General features: G+C 74.3%; 12 protein-coding genes and 3 pseudogenes. 7 read left to right on the forward strand and 8 right to left on the reverse strand.

Annotated features, from left to right (window positions below; all coding sequences use genetic code 11):
* Positions 1–284: pseudogene (locus AC07D6_RS03320) on the reverse strand (D-alanine glycine permease); the annotation flags it as partial.
* A 1,098-nt stretch (positions 285–1,382) separates the two neighbouring features.
* On the opposite strand from AC07D6_RS03320, the gene AC07D6_RS03325 reads away from it, so the two are divergent.
* A complete protein-coding gene (locus AC07D6_RS03325) occupies positions 1,383–2,777 on the forward strand; it encodes a cellulase family glycosylhydrolase (protein WP_315879093.1) in 1,395 nt (464 codons plus the stop codon).
* Positions 2,778–3,002: 225 nt separating this feature from the next.
* Here the strand turns inward: AC07D6_RS03325 and AC07D6_RS03330 are convergent, their stop codons facing one another.
* The 3 genes from AC07D6_RS03330 to AC07D6_RS03340 all read right to left on the reverse strand — a co-directional run bounded on the left by AC07D6_RS03330 (position 3,003) and on the right by AC07D6_RS03340 (position 6,657).
* A complete protein-coding gene (locus AC07D6_RS03330; protein ID WP_315879092.1) occupies positions 3,003–3,263 on the reverse strand; it encodes a GlsB/YeaQ/YmgE family stress response membrane protein in 261 nt (86 codons plus the stop codon).
* A gap of 134 nt (positions 3,264–3,397) precedes the next feature.
* Positions 3,398–4,639 carry a PP2C family protein-serine/threonine phosphatase gene (locus tag AC07D6_RS03335; protein ID WP_479041595.1) on the reverse strand — a complete coding sequence of 414 codons (1,242 nt, stop codon included), beginning with the start codon at positions 4,637–4,639 and terminating at the stop codon, positions 3,398–3,400.
* Positions 4,640–4,944: 305 nt separating this feature from the next.
* Positions 4,945–6,657, reverse strand: a complete 1,713-nt coding sequence (locus tag AC07D6_RS03340) for a RecQ family ATP-dependent DNA helicase (protein WP_479041597.1) — start codon at positions 6,655–6,657, stop codon at positions 4,945–4,947.
* A gap of 1,414 nt (positions 6,658–8,071) precedes the next feature.
* On the opposite strand from AC07D6_RS03340, the pseudogene AC07D6_RS03345 reads away from it, so the two are divergent.
* From AC07D6_RS03345 to AC07D6_RS03360, 4 genes and pseudogenes are all read left to right on the forward strand, one after another.
* Positions 8,072–8,230 (forward strand): annotated as a pseudogene (locus tag AC07D6_RS03345) (DUF2795 domain-containing protein); the annotation flags it as partial.
* Between the two features lie 242 nt (positions 8,231–8,472).
* Positions 8,473–9,375 carry a hypothetical protein gene (locus AC07D6_RS03350; protein WP_479041599.1) on the forward strand — a complete coding sequence of 301 codons (903 nt, stop codon included), beginning with the start codon at positions 8,473–8,475 and terminating at the stop codon, positions 9,373–9,375.
* Positions 9,375–14,039, forward strand: coding sequence for a caspase family protein (locus AC07D6_RS03355; RefSeq protein ID WP_479041601.1), 4,665 nt, complete (start codon positions 9,375–9,377; stop codon positions 14,037–14,039). Before AC07D6_RS03350 ends, AC07D6_RS03355 begins: the two co-directional genes overlap by 1 nt.
* A gap of 316 nt (positions 14,040–14,355) precedes the next feature.
* Complete coding sequence (locus AC07D6_RS03360; RefSeq protein ID WP_479041603.1) at positions 14,356–15,360, forward strand: GerMN domain-containing protein; 1,005 nt, start codon at positions 14,356–14,358, stop codon at positions 15,358–15,360.
* Positions 15,361–15,497: 137 nt separating this feature from the next.
* Here the strand turns inward: AC07D6_RS03360 and AC07D6_RS03365 are convergent, their stop codons facing one another.
* The 3 genes from AC07D6_RS03365 to AC07D6_RS03375 form a co-directional block, all read right to left on the reverse strand.
* On the reverse strand, positions 15,498–16,586 hold the full coding sequence (locus tag AC07D6_RS03365) for a cellulose binding domain-containing protein (protein WP_479041605.1): 1,089 nt from the start codon (positions 16,584–16,586) through the stop codon (positions 15,498–15,500).
* A gap of 292 nt (positions 16,587–16,878) precedes the next feature.
* The gene (locus tag AC07D6_RS03370; RefSeq protein WP_479041607.1) at positions 16,879–17,301 is read right to left on the reverse strand and encodes a DUF7848 domain-containing protein; all 423 of its coding nucleotides are present in this window, start codon (positions 17,299–17,301) and stop codon (positions 16,879–16,881) included.
* Entirely contained in the window at positions 17,298–17,495 is a 198-nt protein-coding gene (locus tag AC07D6_RS03375) for a hypothetical protein (protein WP_479041609.1), read from the reverse strand. Before AC07D6_RS03375 ends, AC07D6_RS03370 begins: the two co-directional genes overlap by 4 nt.
* A 156-nt stretch (positions 17,496–17,651) precedes the next feature.
* Between AC07D6_RS03375 and AC07D6_RS03380 the strand changes: the two genes are divergently transcribed.
* Positions 17,652–18,374, forward strand: a complete 723-nt coding sequence (locus tag AC07D6_RS03380) for a GntR family transcriptional regulator (protein WP_479041611.1) — start codon at positions 17,652–17,654, stop codon at positions 18,372–18,374.
* Positions 18,375–18,431: 57 nt separating this feature from the next.
* On the opposite strand, the gene AC07D6_RS03385 is transcribed toward AC07D6_RS03380, so the two are convergent.
* Positions 18,432–18,770 carry a hypothetical protein gene (locus AC07D6_RS03385; protein WP_479041613.1) on the reverse strand — a complete coding sequence of 113 codons (339 nt, stop codon included), beginning with the start codon at positions 18,768–18,770 and terminating at the stop codon, positions 18,432–18,434.
* A 97-nt stretch (positions 18,771–18,867) separates the two neighbouring features.
* Between AC07D6_RS03385 and AC07D6_RS03390 the strand changes: the two are divergent.
* A pseudogene (locus tag AC07D6_RS03390) lies at positions 18,868–19,269 on the forward strand (tyrosine-type recombinase/integrase); the annotation flags it as partial.
* Between the last annotated feature and the right edge of the window lie 2 nt (positions 19,270–19,271).

Consider the following 19,271-nt stretch of genomic DNA (forward strand, 5'->3'; position numbering starts at 1 on the left):
GCGGCGGTCAGCGCCTGGAAGTGGTTGACCTCACCGGCCGACCCCTCCTCGTCGTACTTGCCGCGCACCACGTCGATGGCCAGCTTGAACTTGCGGATCTGCACGAGCCCGAACCAGGCGGTGAAGACCAGGCCGGCGACGACGAGCCAGGCGACGATGAGCGGGAGCTCCGTCCCCGCGACGGGAACGGAATAGAAGACGACTTCCCCGAGCCAGGCGGCTATGGGCTCGAAGAGGCCGCTGACGGCTTCGTCGACGGACGTGGTGATGGAGTCGAGTGACACGGTGGCTACCTCGATGGCGCAGTACCGGCGCACAGGAGGGTGCGCCGGGAAGAAGTGCGGTCTTTGAGCGAACGCCGTTGTCCGATCGGCGACCCTGGGTGGCGTGCCCGCGGACTCGGACCGTGATCACCCTGGTCGTACAGCCGGTGTGTGTACCGGCACTCCGCTCGGCCGCGATGGGTGGTGCGACCTGCGGAGTTGCGCAGTTCTACCACGCCCGACCCCTACTGGTGAGTGATGCAGATCACATTACTGTCGGTGGCATTCGAAAATGACAGCGAACGAAATAAGACCGTTATACGGCGAGGCGAGTCCGTTCATCGGACACCTATGTCCGTGAGGTGAGATCGGTGGGCTGGAGGACGGCCCTGCGACCCTCGGGCGAGGTGAGTGGGGGCGCGGGGGGCTTCGCCCCTTTCCCGGTCGTTCGCCCTCCGGTGGCCCACCCGGCCCCGCGGCTGACAGGGGCGGTGACGCGCCGGCCTGCCGGCCGGCTCCACCACTGCGCGACGCCTGCCGGAAGCGGGCGATCCGGCCTGCTCGTCACCGCGTCGCGGATCGGTCGGGCGGTGGGCGTCCTCATCTGGTGTCCTGTCGTCCCGAACCGTCGGTGGGCTGGTCACGGGCGCCGTCGGAGGGGGCGCGGTCCGCCTCGTCGCTGCGGGCGCCGCCGCCCTCGCGAGGTCCTGGACGACGCCGACGCTCCTGCTCGGTGAGGCGCCGTTCCCCTGCCCGGCGCCCGTCACCGGGCTCCTCGGACCCGCCGGCGCGGGCCCGGGACGCCGCCCGCCCGTAGGGAGCCGCGCCCGCAGCGAGGGGTGCCGGGCGCCGCGCCCTCCCGCATCCGGGCGGAACCGCGCCCGACCGGTGAGGGCGCGACGGCCGCGGCCGGTGGGGAGACGGCCCGCACGGGTGTGCCGGGTGCCGGCGCCCGCGTCCTCGGCCGAGGGGTCCCCTGGGGGCGGCGGCCGTTCGACCCGTCGCACCGTTCGGCGTCCGGATGTCTATACACGCATCGGCGGCCGGTGTACGGTCTCGGACCAATGGGCTGTGGGAGCGCTCCCATGACTGGTTCCGCTTCCTATGAGGAGGAGTGCTTTGAAACGCTTTTTGGCCTTACTGGCGACCTGTGCGACGGCCCTGGGGCTCACGGCGCTGTCCAGCCCCCAGGCGGCGGCCGCCACCGGCTGCAAGGTCGACTACACGGTCACCAGCCAGTGGCAGGGCGGCTTCCAGGCCGGAGTGAAGATCACCAACCTGGGCGACCCCGTCAGCGGATGGACCCTCAAGTTCACCCTGCCGGACGCGGGGCAGAAGGTCGTCCAGGGCTGGAGCGGCACGTGGTCGCAGTCCGGCTCCACGGTCACCGCCGCCGGCGCCGACTGGAACCGCACGCTGGCCACCGGCGCGTCGACCGAGATGGGATTCGTGGGTTCCTTCACGGGCGCCAACCCCAAGCCCACGGCGTTCACGCTCAACGGCGTCGCCTGTACGGGATCCGTCGAAGAGCCCCCGCCCGGCCCGGGCCCCGGGCCGGACCCGGGTCCGAACGACGGCACCCCCGTCGGAATCAACGGCCAGCTCCACGTCTGCGGCGTGCACCTGTGCAACCAGTACAACCGCCCCATCCAGCTGCGGGGCATGAGCACGCACGGCATCCAGTGGTTCAGCCGGTGCTACAACAACGCGTCGCTGGACGCGCTGGCGAAGGACTGGAAGTCCGACCTGCTGCGCATCGCCATGTACGTGCAGGAGAGCGGCTACGAGACCGACCCGGCGGGCTTCACCAGCCGCGTGAACAACCTCGTCGACATGGCCGAGGCCCGCGGCATGTACGCGGTGATCGACTTCCACACGCTGACGCCGGGCGACCCGAACTACAACCTCGACCGCGCGAAGACGTTCTTCGCGTCCGTCGCCGCCCGCAACGCCGGCAAGAAGAACGTGATCTACGAGATCGCCAACGAGCCCAACGGCGTGAGCTGGGCGGCCGTCAAGAGCTACGCCGAGCAGGTCATCCCGGTGATCCGGGCCGCCGACCCGGACGCCGTGGTCATCGTCGGCACCCGCGGCTGGTCCTCGCTGGGCGTCTCGGACGGCTCCAACGAGAGCGAGGTCATCAACAACCCCGTCAACGCCACCAACATCATGTACGCGTTCCACTTCTACGCCGCGAGCCACAAGGACACCTATCGCGCCGCGCTGAGCCGCGCGGCCTCGAAACTGCCGCTCTTCGTCAGCGAGTTCGGCACGGTGACCGCCACCGGCGGCGGAACGATGGACCGGGCGAGCACCACGGCGTGGCTGGACCTGCTCGACCAGTTGAAGATCGGTTACGCGAACTGGACCTACTCCGACGCGCCCGAGAGCAGCGCGGCGTTCCGGCCCGGTACCTGCGGCGGCAGCGACTACAGCAGCAGCGGCGTGCTGAACGAATCGGGGTCCCTGCTCAAGGCCCGGATCAGCACCCCTGACAACTTCCCCGTCAACTGACCGCCGACGGGGTTCCGGCCCGGCCGGAGCCCCGTCACCACCCCCGTCCGCGACCGCGCGCCGGGCACCGCACACCGGGTGCCCGGCGCGCGGTGCGCCGTCCCCGGCGGCCGGCCGCGCACGCCGCCCGAACGGACGCCCCCCCATGGGAAGCGGCGGGTCCACGCGGACGAAAGCCCCGTCGGCCGGCGGCCGACGGGGCTGCGGTGGCGGAGCTCAGCCGTGTCAGGCGTGCCGCCGGGCCCACATGGGGCTGACGAAGGAGATGAGGAGAGCGGCGACGCCCACCTGGAAGATGTGACGGATCCAGTCGATGCCACCCGTGTCGCGCACACCGAAAGCAGAGGCGAGCGCGTTTCCCACGACGGCGCCGACGATACCGAGGACGACCGTCAGCCACAGGGGGATGGGCTGCCGTCCGGGGAGGACGAGCTTCGCCACAAGACCGATGATCAGACCCGCGATGATGGCCCAGAGAAACGACACGGTGGCTCCTTCCGTTCTTGCCCGACCTTCGGGTACCACCCCGCGTGCCCGCGTGTCGCCGCCGTAAGCATCCGCCGTCGCGGACTTCCTGCCCCGGCCGTGCCCGCGCCGTCGCCACGGAGGGCCGCGCCGCTTCACCCGGAGGGGGGCAGGTCCCCCGACCGGGGCTTCGGCATCATGGCCCGGGCGCCACCGGCACCGGAGCGCCGTCCGGCGGGGTGGGCGCCGTACCAGTCCAGGCACAGGACGGTGGCGTCGTCCCTCAAACTGCCCCCGCAGGCGTCGTGGACGGCGGTGACGAGGGCCCGGACGGTCTCGCGCGGGTGGAGGAGACGGGTGTCGTGGATGAGCCCGATCAGGTCCGCGTCGGCCGCGGCGCGCTCCTGCATGCCGTCGGTGAGCAGGACCAGCCGGTCGTACGGACGCAGGGAGAACCGCTGGACCAGGTGGGCGTGGGGGGAGGGGACGCCGAAGGGGAGGTTGGCGTGCAGGGGGAGCTCCTCCACGGTGCCGTCGCGCAGCAACAGGGGCCGCGGGTGACCGGCGTTGACCAGTTGGACGGAGCCCTCGTCGAGGGAGATGCGCAGCAACTGGCCGGTGGCCAGGCCCCGGTCGTGGTCGAGGAGGGCCTGGTGCGCCCGGCGGGCCTGCTCCGCGATGTCGCAACCCGTGCGCCGGGCACCGCGCAGCGCGCCCAGCAGGAGGGTGGCCAGCAGCGCGGAGTCGGTGTCGTGCCCCATGGCGTCGGTGATGGACAGGTGCAGCGTGTCCTGGTCGACGGCGTAGTCGTACGTGTCGCCGCCGATGTCGTCGGCGGGCACGAGCCCCCCGGCCACGGAGAACTGGGCGGCCTCGCAGCACGAGGCGGAAGGCAGCAGGTGGTGCTGGATCTCGGCGGCCAGGCTCATCGGCGTGGTGCGCCGGCCGCAGTGGTAGAGGTCGGTGAAGCGCCGGTCGGTGACGATGATGTACGCCAACGCGTGCGCCGCCTCGCCCACTTGCCGCAGCACCCTCTCGTCGACGTGGGGCAGCGTCATCTCCAGCACGCCGACGCAGTCGCCGCGGTTGGTGACGGGCGCGACCGCCCGGTGGCCACCCTCCCCGTCGGCCTCCACGTGCAGGCGCTGGGATCTCAGGACCTTCTCGTACAGGCTGTCCCGCAGGACGATGCGCGTCGCCTCGCAGCCGTCCGCCGTGCCGTCCGCCGTGGCGAGCCGTACGAGCCCCTCCCCGATGAGGTCGACGAACAGGAACGACACGCAGGCCGCTCCGAACCGCTTCTGCAGGTTTCGTGCCACGACCTCCACGGAATCCACCGGGGAGGCGTTCTCCGCCTCCGCCAGGACGTCTTCCAACCCCAGCGTGTCACCATCCACGGCAGCCTCCCTCGGTTGCTGCTTCTTGTGCCCGGGCTTTCCGCGCTCTCACCTGGCAGCCGGTCACAGAGAGTGCCCTCCCGGTGCCCGAGGGGGCAAGGCCGACGCGGCCGGCCACGCGGGGTCCGTACGCCGCCGGGCACCGAAGGGGGACCGGCATCCGGCGGCGTACGCGCGTCGGAACGGCAGGCGCTCGGCGCCGGTACGCACGTCGGTACGGGGGCGCCCGCGGGCCCGTGGACGGCGGGGTCCGGCGGGGCCACGGGCCTTTCCGGCGCCGCCCCGCCGCCGGGGCGGCGCCGGGATCAGCCGGCGGAGTCCGTACGCACCGTGAGCAGCCCGTGGTCGGCGATCGCGGCCAGGGAGAGCGTCCTGTACCCCATCGAGTCGAACAGGACGGTGATCCGGTCCCCCTCCTCGCTCATCACCGTGCCGTCCCCCCACTCGCGGTGCCGGACCCGTGTCCCCGTGGGGTACGAGGCGGCCGCGGGGTGTGCGGGCGGGGCGTCGCCCGGGGCCGTCACGCCTTCGGCGGCCGTGCCGCCGGCGGGGTCGGCCGAGTCGGTGGAGTCGGCGCGGCACGCGTCGCACCGGCCGCAGGGCGGCTCGTACGCCTCGCCGAAGTAACCGAGCAGGAAGCGGCGGCGACAGCCCGGCGTCTCGGCGTACGCCCGCACCATGTCCAGCCGCGGCTCCTCCAGCCTCCTGCGCGCCTCCGCCGCCCCCGCCGCCCGCTCGGCGGCGTCGTCGGCCGTCATGCCGGGCAGGGCGCGCACCTCCCCGTCGTCGTCGGTGCGCACCGCGCCGGCCTGCTCCAGCAGGTTGGCGGCGGCCGTCACCCGGCGGCGCGACAGGTCGGTCTCCGCGCCGAGCTCGTCCAGCCCCACGGGGCCCTCCCGGTCGTGGACGGCCTCCGCGACCTCGCCGAGGGTCTCCTCGTCGGGGGTGCGCGCGGCGAACAGGCGTTGCAGGCCGCTGTCCTCCGGCCGGTAGTGGAGGACCGCCAACGCCGGTTCGCCGTCGCGCCCCGCCCGCCCGATCTCCTGGTAGTAGGCGTCCAGGGAGCCGGGCAGGGACGCGTGCAGCACGAACCGCACGTCCTCCTTGTCGATGCCCATGCCGAAGGCCGAGGTGGCGACGACGACGTCGGCGCGTCCGGCGAGGAAGGCCTCGTGCACCCGGGACCGCTCCCCGGCGGGCAGCCCCGCGTGGTAGGCCGCGGCCGACAGGCCCAGCCCGGCGAGCTCGGCCGCGTAGCCCTCGGCGTCCTTGCGGGTGGCGGCGTACACGATGCCGGGCTTGGGTTCCGCCGCCGCGCGCTCCACCACCGCCCGGCGCTTGTCCGCGTCCTCCGTGAAGCGGCGGACCTCCAAGGTGATGTTCGGCCGGTCGAACCCGGCCGCGACCAGTACGGGATCCTCCATGCCCAGCCGCCGCGCGATCTCCTCGCGCACGGGAGGTGCGGCGGTGGCCGTCAGGGCGAGGACGGGCGGCCTGCCCACCCGCCGCACGGCGGGTGCCAGGCGCAGGTAGTCCGGGCGGAAGTCATGGCCCCAGGCGGCGACGCACTGCGCCTCGTCGACCACGAAGAGAGAGGGAGCCGCCCGAGCCAGACGCTCGACCACCTCGTCCTTCGCCAGTTGCTCGGGGGAGAGGAACAGGTACTCGGCGTCCCCCTGCCGCACCGCCTCCCAGGCCGCCGCCGTCTCCCCGGATCCCTGCGCCGAGTTGACGGCCACGGCGGCCGGGCCGCCGTGGTCCGGCAGTCCGGCGATCTGGTCCCGCTGCAGGGCGATGAGCGGGGAGACCACGACGGTCGGCCCGGGCAGCGCGACCCCGGCCACCTGGTACACCGCCGACTTGCCCGCGCCGGTCGGCATGACCACGAGCGTGTCGCGGCCCGCCAACACCGCTTCCATGGCGGTCAGCTGCCCCGGCCTCAGGGTGTCCCAGCCGAACACGTCGGCGGCGGTCCGGGCCAGCAGGCCCGCGGCGTCCTCCGCGTCTTTCCCGATCATGGTCGCCTCCTCGTCGCTCCGGCGGCGCGGGCGCCCCAGGGCCCTTTGTCGCCCGCCGGGCCGCTTCCCGGGCCGCTTTCCGGGCCGTCTCCCGGGCCCGTCCGCCCCGGGCTGTCTTCCGGGCCGTCCGCCCCGGGCCGCTTTCCGGGCCGTCCGCCCCGCCCGTACGGGGCGGGGTGCGCCGCAGGCGGCCGGTCATCCGCGACGCCTCCGCCCCGGTGAGACCGTCCGGGTCCCTCACCCGCCCCTCGGGCCGGGGCGCGCGGACGGATCGGTGGCGGACCGGTGGCGGGCTCGCCGCCGGCCACCCGGTCCTCCGCGTCCCCGCGCGGGCCCTCTTCGCTCCTGGTGTCCGACTACCCCGCTTTCGCCGGCCGTCCCCACCGGGGCCGCCCTCTGGGGCGGGGCGGCCCGTGGCGTGGGGGGCCCGCGCGGAGCCGTCGACACCCGGCAGCAAGGCTGCCCGTGCCCGCGCCCGTTCGGCGCGGCGGTTGCTGCGGGGCCCGGCTTCCGGACGACCGGGGGCTCGGCTTCGTCCCGCCCCGGACGTGTCGCCCGGGGGCCCTCCGGGCGGGGCTCGTCCGGGCAGTCGGGCCCGCGGGAGGGGCCGGGGGAGGCCCGCTACGGTCACGACGCCGTACCGGCCGCGGAAAGAGCATTGGTGTGCCGCGATGACAGGCGCCAGGAGACGCGTCCCCCGCGGTGCTGATGTTCCCGTGCTCCCTCATGATCGGAAGCGGGCACCGCGGCACACTTACTCTGTCTCCTCGGAGCAACCGCGTAAACCCCGGGGAACGCGGCCGGGCCGAAGGGGCTCGGCGGCTCGTGCGGCGAAGCCGGGCCTCCGGCGTCCCCCTCCGGCACCCACCGGGACGGCCTTCATGCCCCTTCCGGTCCTTCCGCGCCGCCGACCTGCCCGCCCGCCCGCTCTGCGGCGGTCTCCTCCCGCGCTCCCAGGCCCGCCCTTCCGCCCGTCCGCCCCGTCCGGCCGCGGGCGGGGGAGTGGTGCTTCGGGGCCGCGGGCGTGGTCCGGGGGAGGCTCACTCGTCCGGACGGTACCGATGGCCGATCGGGAGGCGCGTGGCCAGGCCGGCGGGAGCGGGCGGTGCCGCGCGCGGACGAGGCCGTCAGGAGGCCGGGAGGCGGATGGCTGTGGTCGGGCAGGGCCGTGCCGGTGTGACGGGGCCCTCCCGCCCTCGGCACGGCCCCCTGCCCGGGCCGGCACCGTGGCACCGGCCACAGCGCCCCGGCCCGTGCCGGCGCCCCACCCGTCGGACGTCCCGCCGGTTCCGCCGTGCGGGGCGTCGGACGCCCCGCTGATCCCGCCGTGCGCCGCCGGGGGCCCGGCCACGCCCCGCACGCCGCTCGCACCCCGAGTCCGGCACACCGCGGCCCACGTGAGTGAAGGAGGGACATGGCCCACGCCAGCGTTCCGGAGACCCCCCAGGCGATCAAGAACGTCGACTTCCCGGCCGACAAGGACGACCTCATCGACGCCGCCCGCCGGTCGGGAGCCTCCGACGAGGTCATCAAGGCCCTGCGCGGGATCCCGCCCGAGGAGCACACCGACCGCGACGACGTGGCCCACTCCGTACGCGTCGACGCCGACAGCGACCGGCACGCGACCCCCGCCACCAAGGCGGAGCAAGCCCGGAAAGGCGGCAAACCCGGTCCGGCCCAGGACCTCCGCGAGGTCCCCGAGCCGCCCGTCCAGGAGGAGCTCGACCAGGAGGAGCAGCCGGGACCGGGAACCCCGGCGTTCACCGTCCCGGCCGGCCGCGCGAGTACGCTGGCCGCCTACGCGAGGAGGGGTGCGTGGCGAAAGTCGTCTTCGTGCACGGTGTCGGGAAGCAGTACCTCAGCGAGGACTCACTCGCCCGGGACACCGTCCCCGAACTCCTGGGCGGCGTCCGGCTCGCCGGCGGCCCCGTACCCGAACCCGCCGACGTCGCCGTCGCGTTCTACGGCGACCTCTTCCGCCCCCGCGCCACCCGCGGGGGCGACACACCCGACTACGACGCCGCGGACGTCGAGGCGGACGACGAGTTCGAGCTCCTGATGGAGTGGTGGGCCGAGGCCGCCCGCACGGACCCCGGCGTCCCGCCGCCGGACGCGCCCGGTACGCGCGGAGCCGCCGGGCGGGCGCTCTCCCGGTCGCTGCGGATCAGGCGGGTGCGGGCGGCCCTGGACGCGCTCACCGGCGCCTCGTTCCTCCGCGGCGTCCTCGACAAGGCGCTCATCGCCGACCTGAAGCAGCTCACCGGCTACTTCGGTGACGAGGACGTGCGCCGGGAGGCCCGCGGGCGCCTCGCCGCGCACATCGACGCCGACACGCGCGTGGTCGTCGCCCACTCGCTGGGCTCGGTCGTCGCCTACGAGACGCTGTGCGGGGAGGCCCGCCCCGACTGGGACGTCCACATGCTCGTCACCCTCGGCTCGCCCCTCGGCATGGGAGCCCTCGTACTGGACCGCCTCCGCCCCCCGGCGGAGAACCGCAGGGCGTGGTGGCCCCGGCCCCTGCGCGCCTGGACCAACATCGCCGACGACACCGACATCGTGGCCGTCGTACGGGAACTGCGGCCGGCCTTCGGGCCGCGCGTGACCGACGTGCCCGTGCGCAACGGCGCCCACGTGCACGACGCGGTCCGCTACCTCACGGCCGAGGAGACGGGGCGCGCCGTCCTGGCGGGCCTGGGGCGGGAGGACGTGCCCGCCTGATGCGGTACCTGATAGCCGCGGGCACCTCCGCGTACCGTCCCGACTCCGGGCTCACCGACCTGGACCAGGCACTCCGCGACGTGGAACGCATGACGGAGTTCCTCACCTCGCCCGCCATGGGCTACACGCGGGTGCTCACGGACGTGTCGGAGAACCCCACGGCCGCCGACCTCGAGGACGCCGTGGCCGAGTGGTGCGCGCACGCCCCGCTCACCCCCGACGACGTGGTCGTCCTCTACTACGCGGGCCACGGCGACCGCCCCACCCCGGGCGGCCCCTACCGGCTCGCCTGCGCCGACAGCCGCGAAGGACGCCCCCGGTCCTGGCTGTCGCCGCAGAACCTCGCGGAGACCCTGGCCGCCTCCCCCGTCCGCAACGTGCTCTTCGTCATCGACGCCTGCCACGCGGCCCTCGGCGGCGCCGAGGTCCAGTCCGTCACCGACGGCATCGTCGCCGCCCGCCCGCGCGGCGACACCAACGGGGCCGGCACCTGGGTCCTCGCCTCCGCCCGCCACCGCGACCTCGCCGACGACGGCGCCTTCGTCACCCGCCTCGCGGAGGTCTGCGGAAGGGGAGACGGGCCGTCGCAGCGCTACCTCGCGCCGTCGGCGGTGGCGACGAGGATCAGCGAGGCGTTCGCCGCCGACGGCCGCCGGCAGCGGGCGGCCTGCTCCGCGACGAACCAGACGGAGCTGCCGCCGTTCTTCCCCAACCCCCGCCACGACCCGGCCGCGGAACTCCGCGGCGACGGCCGCGCGCAGGGCGACACCACCGACCTCTCCACCCACTTCGACCCCCGCGGCCGGGGCGTGGAACACGTCCACGACCCGGGCTCCTACTTCACCGGACGGCGCAACGCCCTCTCCTCCCTGCGGGCCCACCTGGAGGGCCCCGGCGGACGCGGCGCCCTGGTCGTCACGGCCGCACCCGGATCCGGCAAGTCGGCCGTGCTGGGCCGGATCGTCCTCGACGGCGGCTGCGACGTCTCCGTCAACGCCCGCCACCAGACGCTGGAGACCCTGGTCGACCGGCTCGCCGCCGGCGCCGACGTCCGGGCGGCCCACCCCGCGGCGCTGCTGACGGCGCTCGCCGAGCGCCGCACGCCGTTCCGCGTCGTCGTCGACTCGCTCGACGAGGCCGGACCGGCCGGCGACAAGGCCGAGGCCCGCCGGATCGCCTGGGACCTGCTGCGCCCCCTCGGCGCGGTGCCCTGCGTACGCCTCGTCGTCGGCTCGCGCCGGGAACTCCTCGCGCACCTCGGCGAACACGCCCGCCGCGTCGACCTCGACAGCCCGTGGTACGCGGCGGACACCGACGCGGCCGAGTACGTCCGCCGCGTCCTCACCGACACCGGCTCCCCGTACGCCGACCGGCCCGCCGAGGCGCACGTGATCGCCCGGGAGGTGGCCCGACGGGCGGGCCCCTGCTTCCTCGTGGCGCGGATGACCGCCAGCGCGCTGCTGCGCGGCGAACCCCTCGACACGACCGTCCCCGGCTGGGCCGAGACCCTCCCGTCCGACGTGGGCGGGGCCTTCGAGGCGTACCTGCGCCGCCTGCCGCGCGCCCGGCACGCGACGGCGATGGCCCTGCTCACCGCACTGGCCTTCGGAGAGGGCCACGGCCTGCCCCGCCGGGTCTGGGTCAGGGTGGCGGCCCGCCTCTCCGGCCTCGCGCTGCGGGAGGCGGACATCGACGAACTGGTCGAGGAGGACGGCTCGTACCTCACCGCGGTCGAGATTGCCGGGGCCAGGCACTTCCGCCTCTACCACCAGTTGCTCACCGACCACCTCCGCCAGCGCGTCCTGGCCCACCGTGACCTGCGCGACCTGCAGGAGTGCTTCGTCGACGTCCTCCTGGAACTCACCCCCGCCCGGGAGTGGGCGCGGGCCCTGCCCTACGTACGCGGGCACCTGGCCACCCACGCGGCGGCGGCCGGATCGATCCGCGCCCTCGTCGCGGACCCGGCGTTCCTCCTCGCCGCCGACCCGGCCGGGCTCCTCCCCGCCGTGCGGCACGCGTCGTGCGACCCGGTGCTCGCCATGGCGGTCGAGCGCTGCGCGGACGTGCTGGGGACTTCGGCGCCCCCGAGCTACGACCGGGCGGCCCGCCTCGCCTTCGCGGCCGAGGCCCACGGGGCGCACGACCTGGCCCGGAGCGCGGAGGAACTCTCCCCGTCGGTGCGGCGCGTACGCGTGGAGGCCCGCCCGGTGACGCCCCACCGGATCGTGGGGCGGTACGACGGCGGGACCTACTCGACGACCTCGGTGACGCGCGGATGGGTCATGGACGACATGACGCTGCCCGACGGGACCCGTGTCGTGCTCGCCGCGGAGACCGACACGCCGGAGGTCCACGTGTGGCCGGTCGACGATCCGGCGCGTGCCACCGTGCTGCCGCACCCGGCCGCCGTCAGGGCGCTGGAGGTGCCGCGCGCCGTGCCCGGCCGGGCCCTGGCCGTCACGCTCGACGACGCCGGCGGCCTGCGCCTGTGGGACGTCGTGGACCAGACCGTCGCACGGGTCCTCGGAAACGGGTACGACGCGCTCCTGGACGCGGGGCGCCTCGCGGACGGCGCCCCCGCGGTCGTGTGCCGCGACAAGGGCGGCGTGGTGGTCCTGGACCTCACGGGCCGGACCGTCCTGCGCGTCCCCGTCGACCGGGCGGTCGCCGCCTTCCTGGTGTACGGCGAGGGCGACGGGTCCCACCTGGTCGTGGTCGGCGGAGCCGGCGGAGCGGTGACCCGGTACCCGCTCGGGGGCGCGTCGGGTCCGAGGACCCTCCTGGAGGGCCTGCGGGAGCCCCATCTCCTGGCGCGCGCCCCGGTCCGCTCCGGCTCCCCCGTGGTGGCACTCCTGGACGGGGAGGACGGGGACGCCGCCGCCCGCCGGGTCACGCTGCTCGACTGCGTGTCGGGCGCCGCCTCCACCGTGGCGGCGCCCCACGTCTCGTGGGGCGGCGGCCACCGCTTCGTCCAGCACTCCGCGCACGGCAGCGTGCTCCTCCTGCGGACGCACGAGGAGTTGGAGGCGCACTCCATCGGTTCGGGCCGCATCTCGGCGATGCCGATGGGCGGGTGGCACGACGTCACCCCGCTGCCCGAGGACCACGGAGGGCGCGTCTACGCCTTCACCGACGACATGACGGGCGAGGTGACCCTCTGGGACTGCACGGACGGCAGGGGCGTGGCCACGCTGCAGGTGCACGAGAGCGCGGTGTGCGGCCTGCACGTGCTCGGATCGTCGGTGAGCGGCACGCCCGAGGTCCTGACCGTCGGCAACGACGGAACGGCGCGGTTCTGGCAGTGCCACCTCGATGAACTGCGGACCGCGGGCCGCGACGAGCGGGTCGGGGAGAGGGGGCTGGCGACGGCCAGCACGGAACTGGTCCGCGGCTGGGCCGCACGCCCGCACGATCTGGTGGTCGGCTCCTGGAGTGGCCTCCGCCTCGCGGACTGGTCCGCGCTGGACCGGTCCGGACCGGCGTACGCCCCCCTCGTGCCGGCCCCGTTGCCGGAGAGCCACAAGCCGCGGGACGCCCACCTCGCCGAGGACGCGACGGGGACGATCCACGCGTTGACGAGGAGGGACGTCTCCCTGGGGGAACACGCGGAGGACTGGCGGGGGTTCAAGGTCACCTTCGAGTGGCAGCGACTCCACGGGGACGGGAGGGTCGACCACATCCGCCCGGACCCCCTCGCCGCGGTGCCGTCGGGCACGGACTGCCATCTGATCCCGCCGTCGACCGCGCCCCACACCCCCCGCGTGGTCGGGTACGACCCCCTCCACGCCCACCTCCTCACCGTCGACCCCTCCGGCGACGCCCACCGGGACGACGCCCCGTGGGCCATGGACCCCGCGACCATGACCATGTGTTCCACCGGCTTCACCGACCAAGCGGGCCGCGCCGTCCTCATGGTCGCCGTACGGCAGTTGCTGAAGGGCGACTTCACGCTCGACCACCGCTATGTGGAACACGACCCGGACGCGGCGGACGCGCCCGCGCGCGGATACCTCTGGGACGCGGGCGCCCGCCGGCTCCTCGACCCCGCGCCGAGGGAATTGCCCGCGGGGCTGTCGACGCTGGTCCCGCACCACGGCGGGGCCGGTACCCGCTTCGTCGCCCTCGACGGCCGCGTGGGGGACGCCTCCGTGCTCGACCTCCGGGAGGGGCGCGTCCACACCGTTCACAGCGGATCGGACACCGGCCGGAAGAAGCCCCTGTCCTTCAGGAGCCTGGCCCCCGGCCACGGTCACCTCCTCCGCTGGGCCGACCTGCCCGACGGCGGCCCCCTCCTGGTCCACCTGGACGGGGCGGGCGTCGACGACACCGTCCTCAGCCGGGTCGTCGTCTGGGACTCCGCCGATCCCGACGCCCCCGCCCGCCCCCTGCCCGTCCCCGCGCGCAGGCTGCTGTGGACGGGGTTCGCGCCCGGCGGGGACGCGCTGCTGGCGATCAGCGACGAGCAGGGGGTCGGCCTGTTCCACCTGCCGAGCCTGGAACGGGTGTGGTCGGCCCCCGTCCCCGCGCTGGTCACCTCCCTCACCGCCCGGCCCGGCAGCCCTCACCTCGACCTCGCCGTGGCCACCCAGCAGGGCGTCGTACTGATGCGTCCCCGGTTCGAACCCGCCTGGGAGACGCGGCTGCTGCGCCCGGCGGACGCCTGAGCCGCGCGGCCCCACTCGTCGAGGAGGGACGCCCGCCGAGGAACGGCGCCCGTCAAGGAGCGGCGCCCGTCGAGGGGAGCGCCCGTCGAGGGGGCGCCCGTGCCGCCCGTACGGGCAACGGCGCGGCGACCGGTGCCGGCTGGTGCCGCCGACCGGAGGCGGACGGCAGCCACTTCCCGGCACCGGACCCCCACGATCCGGACAGCGTGGGAGGATGACGGTCGAACAGGGCTACAGGGCGTGAAACACGGGGTACCCGACCATCCAACCCGCGGAGGAGCGACGGTGCGTCCTTGAGGGGACGGAGGAGGCTGCCATGGCATTTCGGACCCGTACGACACTTGCACAGGCCCGGCGGTCGCGGTCGGCGCCGCTCGCCTCCGCGCTGGTCCTCGCGCTCACGCTCTCCGCGTGCGCGGCGGGCACCGGCGGGGCGGTCGCGCCCGGGGACGCGCCGCGTACCGGATCGTCCGCGCCGGCGGACCCGGCCACCACCGCCGCCCCGCCGCCGACGTCCGGCGCCGCGTCCCCCGGCCGCACCACACCGCCCGAGCCGGCGACCCCGCCCCCGGACACGACCCGGCCCGCCACCCCGTCCGCGGCGGGCAAGCAGGTACGGGTCGCCGTCTACTTCCTGCACGGCGGACGGGTGTCGCCCGCCTCCCGCTCCGTGACCGCCCCCGCCACCGCGGCCGGCGCCCTGCGCGCCCTGCTGTCGGGACCGAACGGCTTCGAACGCCGGCACGACCGGACGACGGCGATCCCGGCGGGGACGGAACTGAGGTCCCTCGCCGTACGCGACGGCATCGCCACCGTCGACCTGACCGGCCGGTACGACGACGGGGGCGACACCCCGGCGCTGCGCACCCGGCTCGCCCAGGTCGTCTTCACGGCCACGCGCTTCCCCGCGGTGAAGTCGGTGCGGTTCGCGCTCGACGGCAAGCCGGTCAGCCGCTTCGGCGGCGAGGGCGTCGACCTCACCCGCCCGGTCGGCCGGGCCGACTTCGAGGACCTCACCCCCGCCGTGCTCGTGGAGTCGCCGATGATCGGCGACACCGTCCGCAGCCCGGTCAGGGTGTGGGGGACCGCGAACACCTTCGAGGCGGGCTTCGGCCTGCGGCTCACCGACGCGACCGGCCGCGCCGCGGCGAAGGTGCACGGCATGGCCTCCTCGGGCAACGGCACGCGCGGGACCTTCGACCTGACGGTCCGGTTCCAGGCCACGCGCGAGGGCGCCGGGACCCTGACCGCCTCCTGGGACTCCCCGGAGGACGGTCGCCTCGTGGACTCCGCCACCGTCCCGGTGACCCTGCGGCGCTGACGGCCCGGGCCGCGCGCACGGTCGGGACGGCCGGGGACCCATGGCCGTACCCGTCCACACCGGCGCGGCCCCGCGGCGGCTCGTCGCCGCGGGGCCGCGCCGCCGGTCGTCTCCCCGGCCGTCTACCCGCCCGTGGATCAGGCAACGGCGCAGGGGGCGCCGTTGAGGGTGAAGGCGGTGGGTACGGCGGGGGTGCCGGTGTGGGTGGCCTGGTAGCCGATGCTCACACCGGCGCCGGGGGCGATGCGGCCGTTGTACGCGGCGTTGGTGGCCGTCACCGCGCCGGAACGGGAGCTGTAGGTGGCGTTCCACCCGTTGGTGAGGGTCTGGCCCGAGGGCAGGGTGAAGCCCAGCGACCAGCCGTCGACCGGTGCGGTACCGGTGTTGGTGATCGTGAGGGAGGCGGTCAGGCCGCTGTTCCAGCTGTTCGTCGTCACCGCCACCTTGCAGGCGGCCGGGACGGGGTCCGGGCCCGGGCCGGGTCCGGCGCCGTCGAGGGCCGCGGTCAGCGCGGGGTACCAGCGGCTCTCCAGCTTCCGTATCCCGGTCGTGTCGTTGGGGTGCACCCCGTCGGTGGTGTCGGTGGCGGTGCTGAAGCCCGTCCACTGGTCGACCACGGTGATCGGCGACCGCTCGGTGCTGTGCGCGTCGGCCCACCCGGGAATGGCGTTGTTGAGGGCGACCACGCCCTGGGCACAGTCGCCGCAGCCGGCCGGGTCCATGGGCGGGATCTGCGCGACGACGAGCTTCACGTCCGGGTTCTGGGCGCGCATCTGGCCCAGCAGCGTCGTGTAGGCGCCGAGGATGGTGGACGGCGGGAGGTGGCTCCACACGTCGTTGGTGCCGAGCATCATCAGGACGATGTCCGGGTCGGTGGCGGAGAGCCAGCCGGGAAGCTGGTTGTTGTTGGCGATGCCGGTGGCCAGGAAGCCGCCGTGCCCCTCGTTGTCGATGTCGAACTCGCCCTCGCACCAGGGGTTCCGCTGGGTGCCGACGAAGTCCACGCCGGTGTACCCGGTGGACTGCAGGTGCTGCCAGAGCAGGGCGCGCCAGCAGCCGTTGTTACCGGTGATGGAGTCCCCCAGCAGCATGACCCGGGTGGGGGCGGCCGGGGCGGCCGCGGCGGGCTGGGCGGTGAGACCCGTGGCGAGGGCCGCCAGACAGGTGAGGAACAGGGCCAGGAGCCGGCCGAATCGCTGCGGTCGGCCGAGGGGTGAGGCGGGCATGGACGCTCCTCGGGGATGAGGGGGCGGTGGATGGACACGGGCAGGGCGCCGGGAGCGCCGTGGCGCGGAGGCGGACCGGCCGCCGGGCGGGCGGCACGGTTCGGCGGGACGGGGGACCGGGTGAAGGGGCTCGGTTCCTGGTCGTGATGCCGCCCGTCCTCTCTGCCGGCCGGCCCGATCGACGGTCCGGCGAACGCGCGTACGCACGCATGTGCGCGGAGGCTTCCGCGCCACCGCGTGGGAGCGCTCCCAAGATCCCAACTAGGGACTATCGGGCGCGGCGCCGCGCCCGTCAATCCCCACGACGCATGTCCGTGCGCTTCCGGCCGGATTCCACGGCGCCGCACCCGTCCCGGGCCGCGTGGCGCGTCAGGCCCACGGTCGGCGGTCCGGAGGCGACCGAGACGGCCAACGGTGATCGCGACGAACGGCACCCCCTGCGCCACCCCCGTGGGTGCGGGCCCTGTTCCGGCAGCCGAGGGGGGCATTCGGCCCGGGTGGCCTCGGCGTGGTCGGTGACAAAGCGTCTGGACACGTCGTGGCCGGTGCGTCCGGCGCGGCGCGGTGCCCAGCCCTGTGCGGCAGCCTGCTCACCGCGGGCGCCGGATTCGTCGCCGCAGCCGGCGGTGACACAGAACGTCTCGTGGGTGACACCCCCTTCGGGGGCATGGCGGATGGTGGGGGTGGCGTGCCGGTAGACGGCGCGGGGGCTCATTGGTGGCCCTCCGGGTGGCGTCGCATGGAGACGTTGCAGTCACTGACGGTGGTCATGTCGCCGACCGCGCGGGCCCGATCGCGCACGTCGGCAAGCTCGGCGCAACCCGCGCAGCCGTCGACGGGTGCCGGCTCCGGGGCCAGGCACAAGGGGAGTTCGACCGGCGGGGTCGAGTACCTGGTCGGCTCCGTCATTGCACATCGCCACCTTTCGAACGTCACATGGCCGACCTCTTGACAGGTCGGTGCTCTAGTTCAGTATTCGAGTGGCCGAAGCGCTCCCGCTACGGTTCGTAGTGCACTAGTGTGCTTTCGGTGACAACACGTCAACTCAACGGAGGGGCGCGCCTCATGCCCAGTCCCAAGACGTTCACGAAGATCGCGGACCACTTCCGGGAACGCATCCTGTCGGGAGAGCTCGAACCGGGCGCCAAGCTGCCGACGAACCGGGAGATCGCCGGGCAGTGGCAGGCCGCAGCCGCCACGGTCTCCCGGGCCTTGCAGGCCCTTCAGGTGGAGAACTTCATCCGCACCACCCCGCGCGGCACCTACGTCGCCGACGACCCGCGATGGACGCTGTCGGCACGGGATCGGCTGGCCCGGGTCCAGCGGGTGAAGTCGTTCCTGGCCGAAGGCGAGACGAGCAGGGTGACGGCCGCCGAACTGATCGTCCCGCCGCTCTACGTGGCGGAGATCTTCGACCTGGAGACCGGTGACCAGGTGGTGCGGCGCGAGTGGTTGGCGGGCCGGGGCAAGACCCGGACCGTGTTCGCGGTCACCTGGTACCCGGCCCCGTTCGCCGCCCTCGTACCGGACCTGCTGAACATCGCCCCGGGGCGCAACCACGGACTGTCCGCCCGGGTCCTGGAAGCCACCGGGCGCACGATCACCCACGCCCGCGACGACATGCACGCCCGCCCCGCCGACGCCCGAGAGGCGAGCGCACTCGGCCTGCCGGTCGGCTCCCCGATCCTGGCCGGCGCCCACCGGTGGTCGGACGCGGAAGGAATCATCGAGTACGGGGAGTGGTGCCTGCCGCCCCGGTTCACCATCGGCTACGAGTACCAGTCCTGACCAGCCGGCGCGACGCGTCCCCGAGAGCCGGCCTGCGGCCTTCGGGGACACCATCGTTCACGCGCCACCTCGGTCCGCGTCGCGGCTTTCGAGGCGTTCGACGCGCTCCTTCAGTTCCTCGATCCGCTCCAGGGCTCGTTCCGGCTTGTAGACCAGACCCGCTACTCCGGCAGCCGCCGGGAACTCCTTCTGTGGGGCAGTCGACGCTTCGTCCGACTCGTCCACCGGTTGCACCGTAACCGGTACCTCTGTGCCGAACTCGCCCCCCACGACGACATACGCCATCGACCCGTTCCGCTGATGGGCCTTCTTCATCCTGCCCTCCAGGGCGAGGAAGAGCAGGGCCTGATCTACGGATTCCGAGTCGCCGCCGATCGTGTCGACCACCTCGTCCACGGTGACCCTGGCTCCCCTGGCCAGTGATCCGCCCCTGGCCTTGCGGGCCAGGCGGCCGTGTCCGGTGTGCTCGGGTACCCACCACCGCTCCGTCTGGATCCGCGCCCTCAAGAAGCACCAGGAACGGCAGGACAAGGAGCGCGAGATCGCAGAGTCAGTCTGACAGGACAGCGGCCACGTCTTCACCACGCCCACAGGAAGGCTTCTCGCCCCGGCCAACCTCACCCGATGCTTCCGCAGCTTCCTCAACCGGGCCAGCCCCCGCCGCATCCGCTTCCACGACCTCCGCCGCTCGACCGCCACCCTGCTCCTGGAACAGGGCGTCGACCCCGTCGTCATCTAGGAACTCCTCGGACACGCCCACATCGGCGTCACCGCCGGCGTCTACGCCCACGTCCGGCTCCGCCTCCAACGCCAAGCCATCGATGCATTGGGCCACGCCCTCGGCCCCACTGACGACGACCACGACAACCCACCCGCCGCAGCCATCGTCCGTTGACG

The organism is Streptomyces sp. NPDC045287 (assembly GCF_056432325.1).

What these genes read in the sequence shown, in the direction of transcription:
- AC07D6_RS03380 (WP_479041611.1), top strand. Translation starts at nt 17,652, where the DNA reads ATGCCCAGTCCCAAGACGTTCACGAAGATCGCGGACCACTTCCGGGAA.
- AC07D6_RS03360 (WP_479041603.1), top strand. Translation starts at nt 14,356, where the DNA reads ATGGCATTTCGGACCCGTACGACACTTGCACAGGCCCGGCGGTCGCGG.
- AC07D6_RS03340 (WP_479041597.1), bottom strand. Translation starts at nt 6,657, where the DNA reads ATGATCGGGAAAGACGCGGAGGACGCCGCGGGCCTGCTGGCCCGGACC.
- AC07D6_RS03365 (WP_479041605.1), bottom strand. Translation starts at nt 16,586, where the DNA reads ATGCCCGCCTCACCCCTCGGCCGACCGCAGCGATTCGGCCGGCTCCTG.
- AC07D6_RS03355 (WP_479041601.1), top strand. Translation starts at nt 9,375, where the DNA reads ATGCGGTACCTGATAGCCGCGGGCACCTCCGCGTACCGTCCCGACTCC.
- AC07D6_RS03375 (WP_479041609.1), bottom strand. Translation starts at nt 17,495, where the DNA reads ATGACGGAGCCGACCAGGTACTCGACCCCGCCGGTCGAACTCCCCTTG.
- AC07D6_RS03370 (WP_479041607.1), bottom strand. Translation starts at nt 17,301, where the DNA reads ATGAGCCCCCGCGCCGTCTACCGGCACGCCACCCCCACCATCCGCCAT.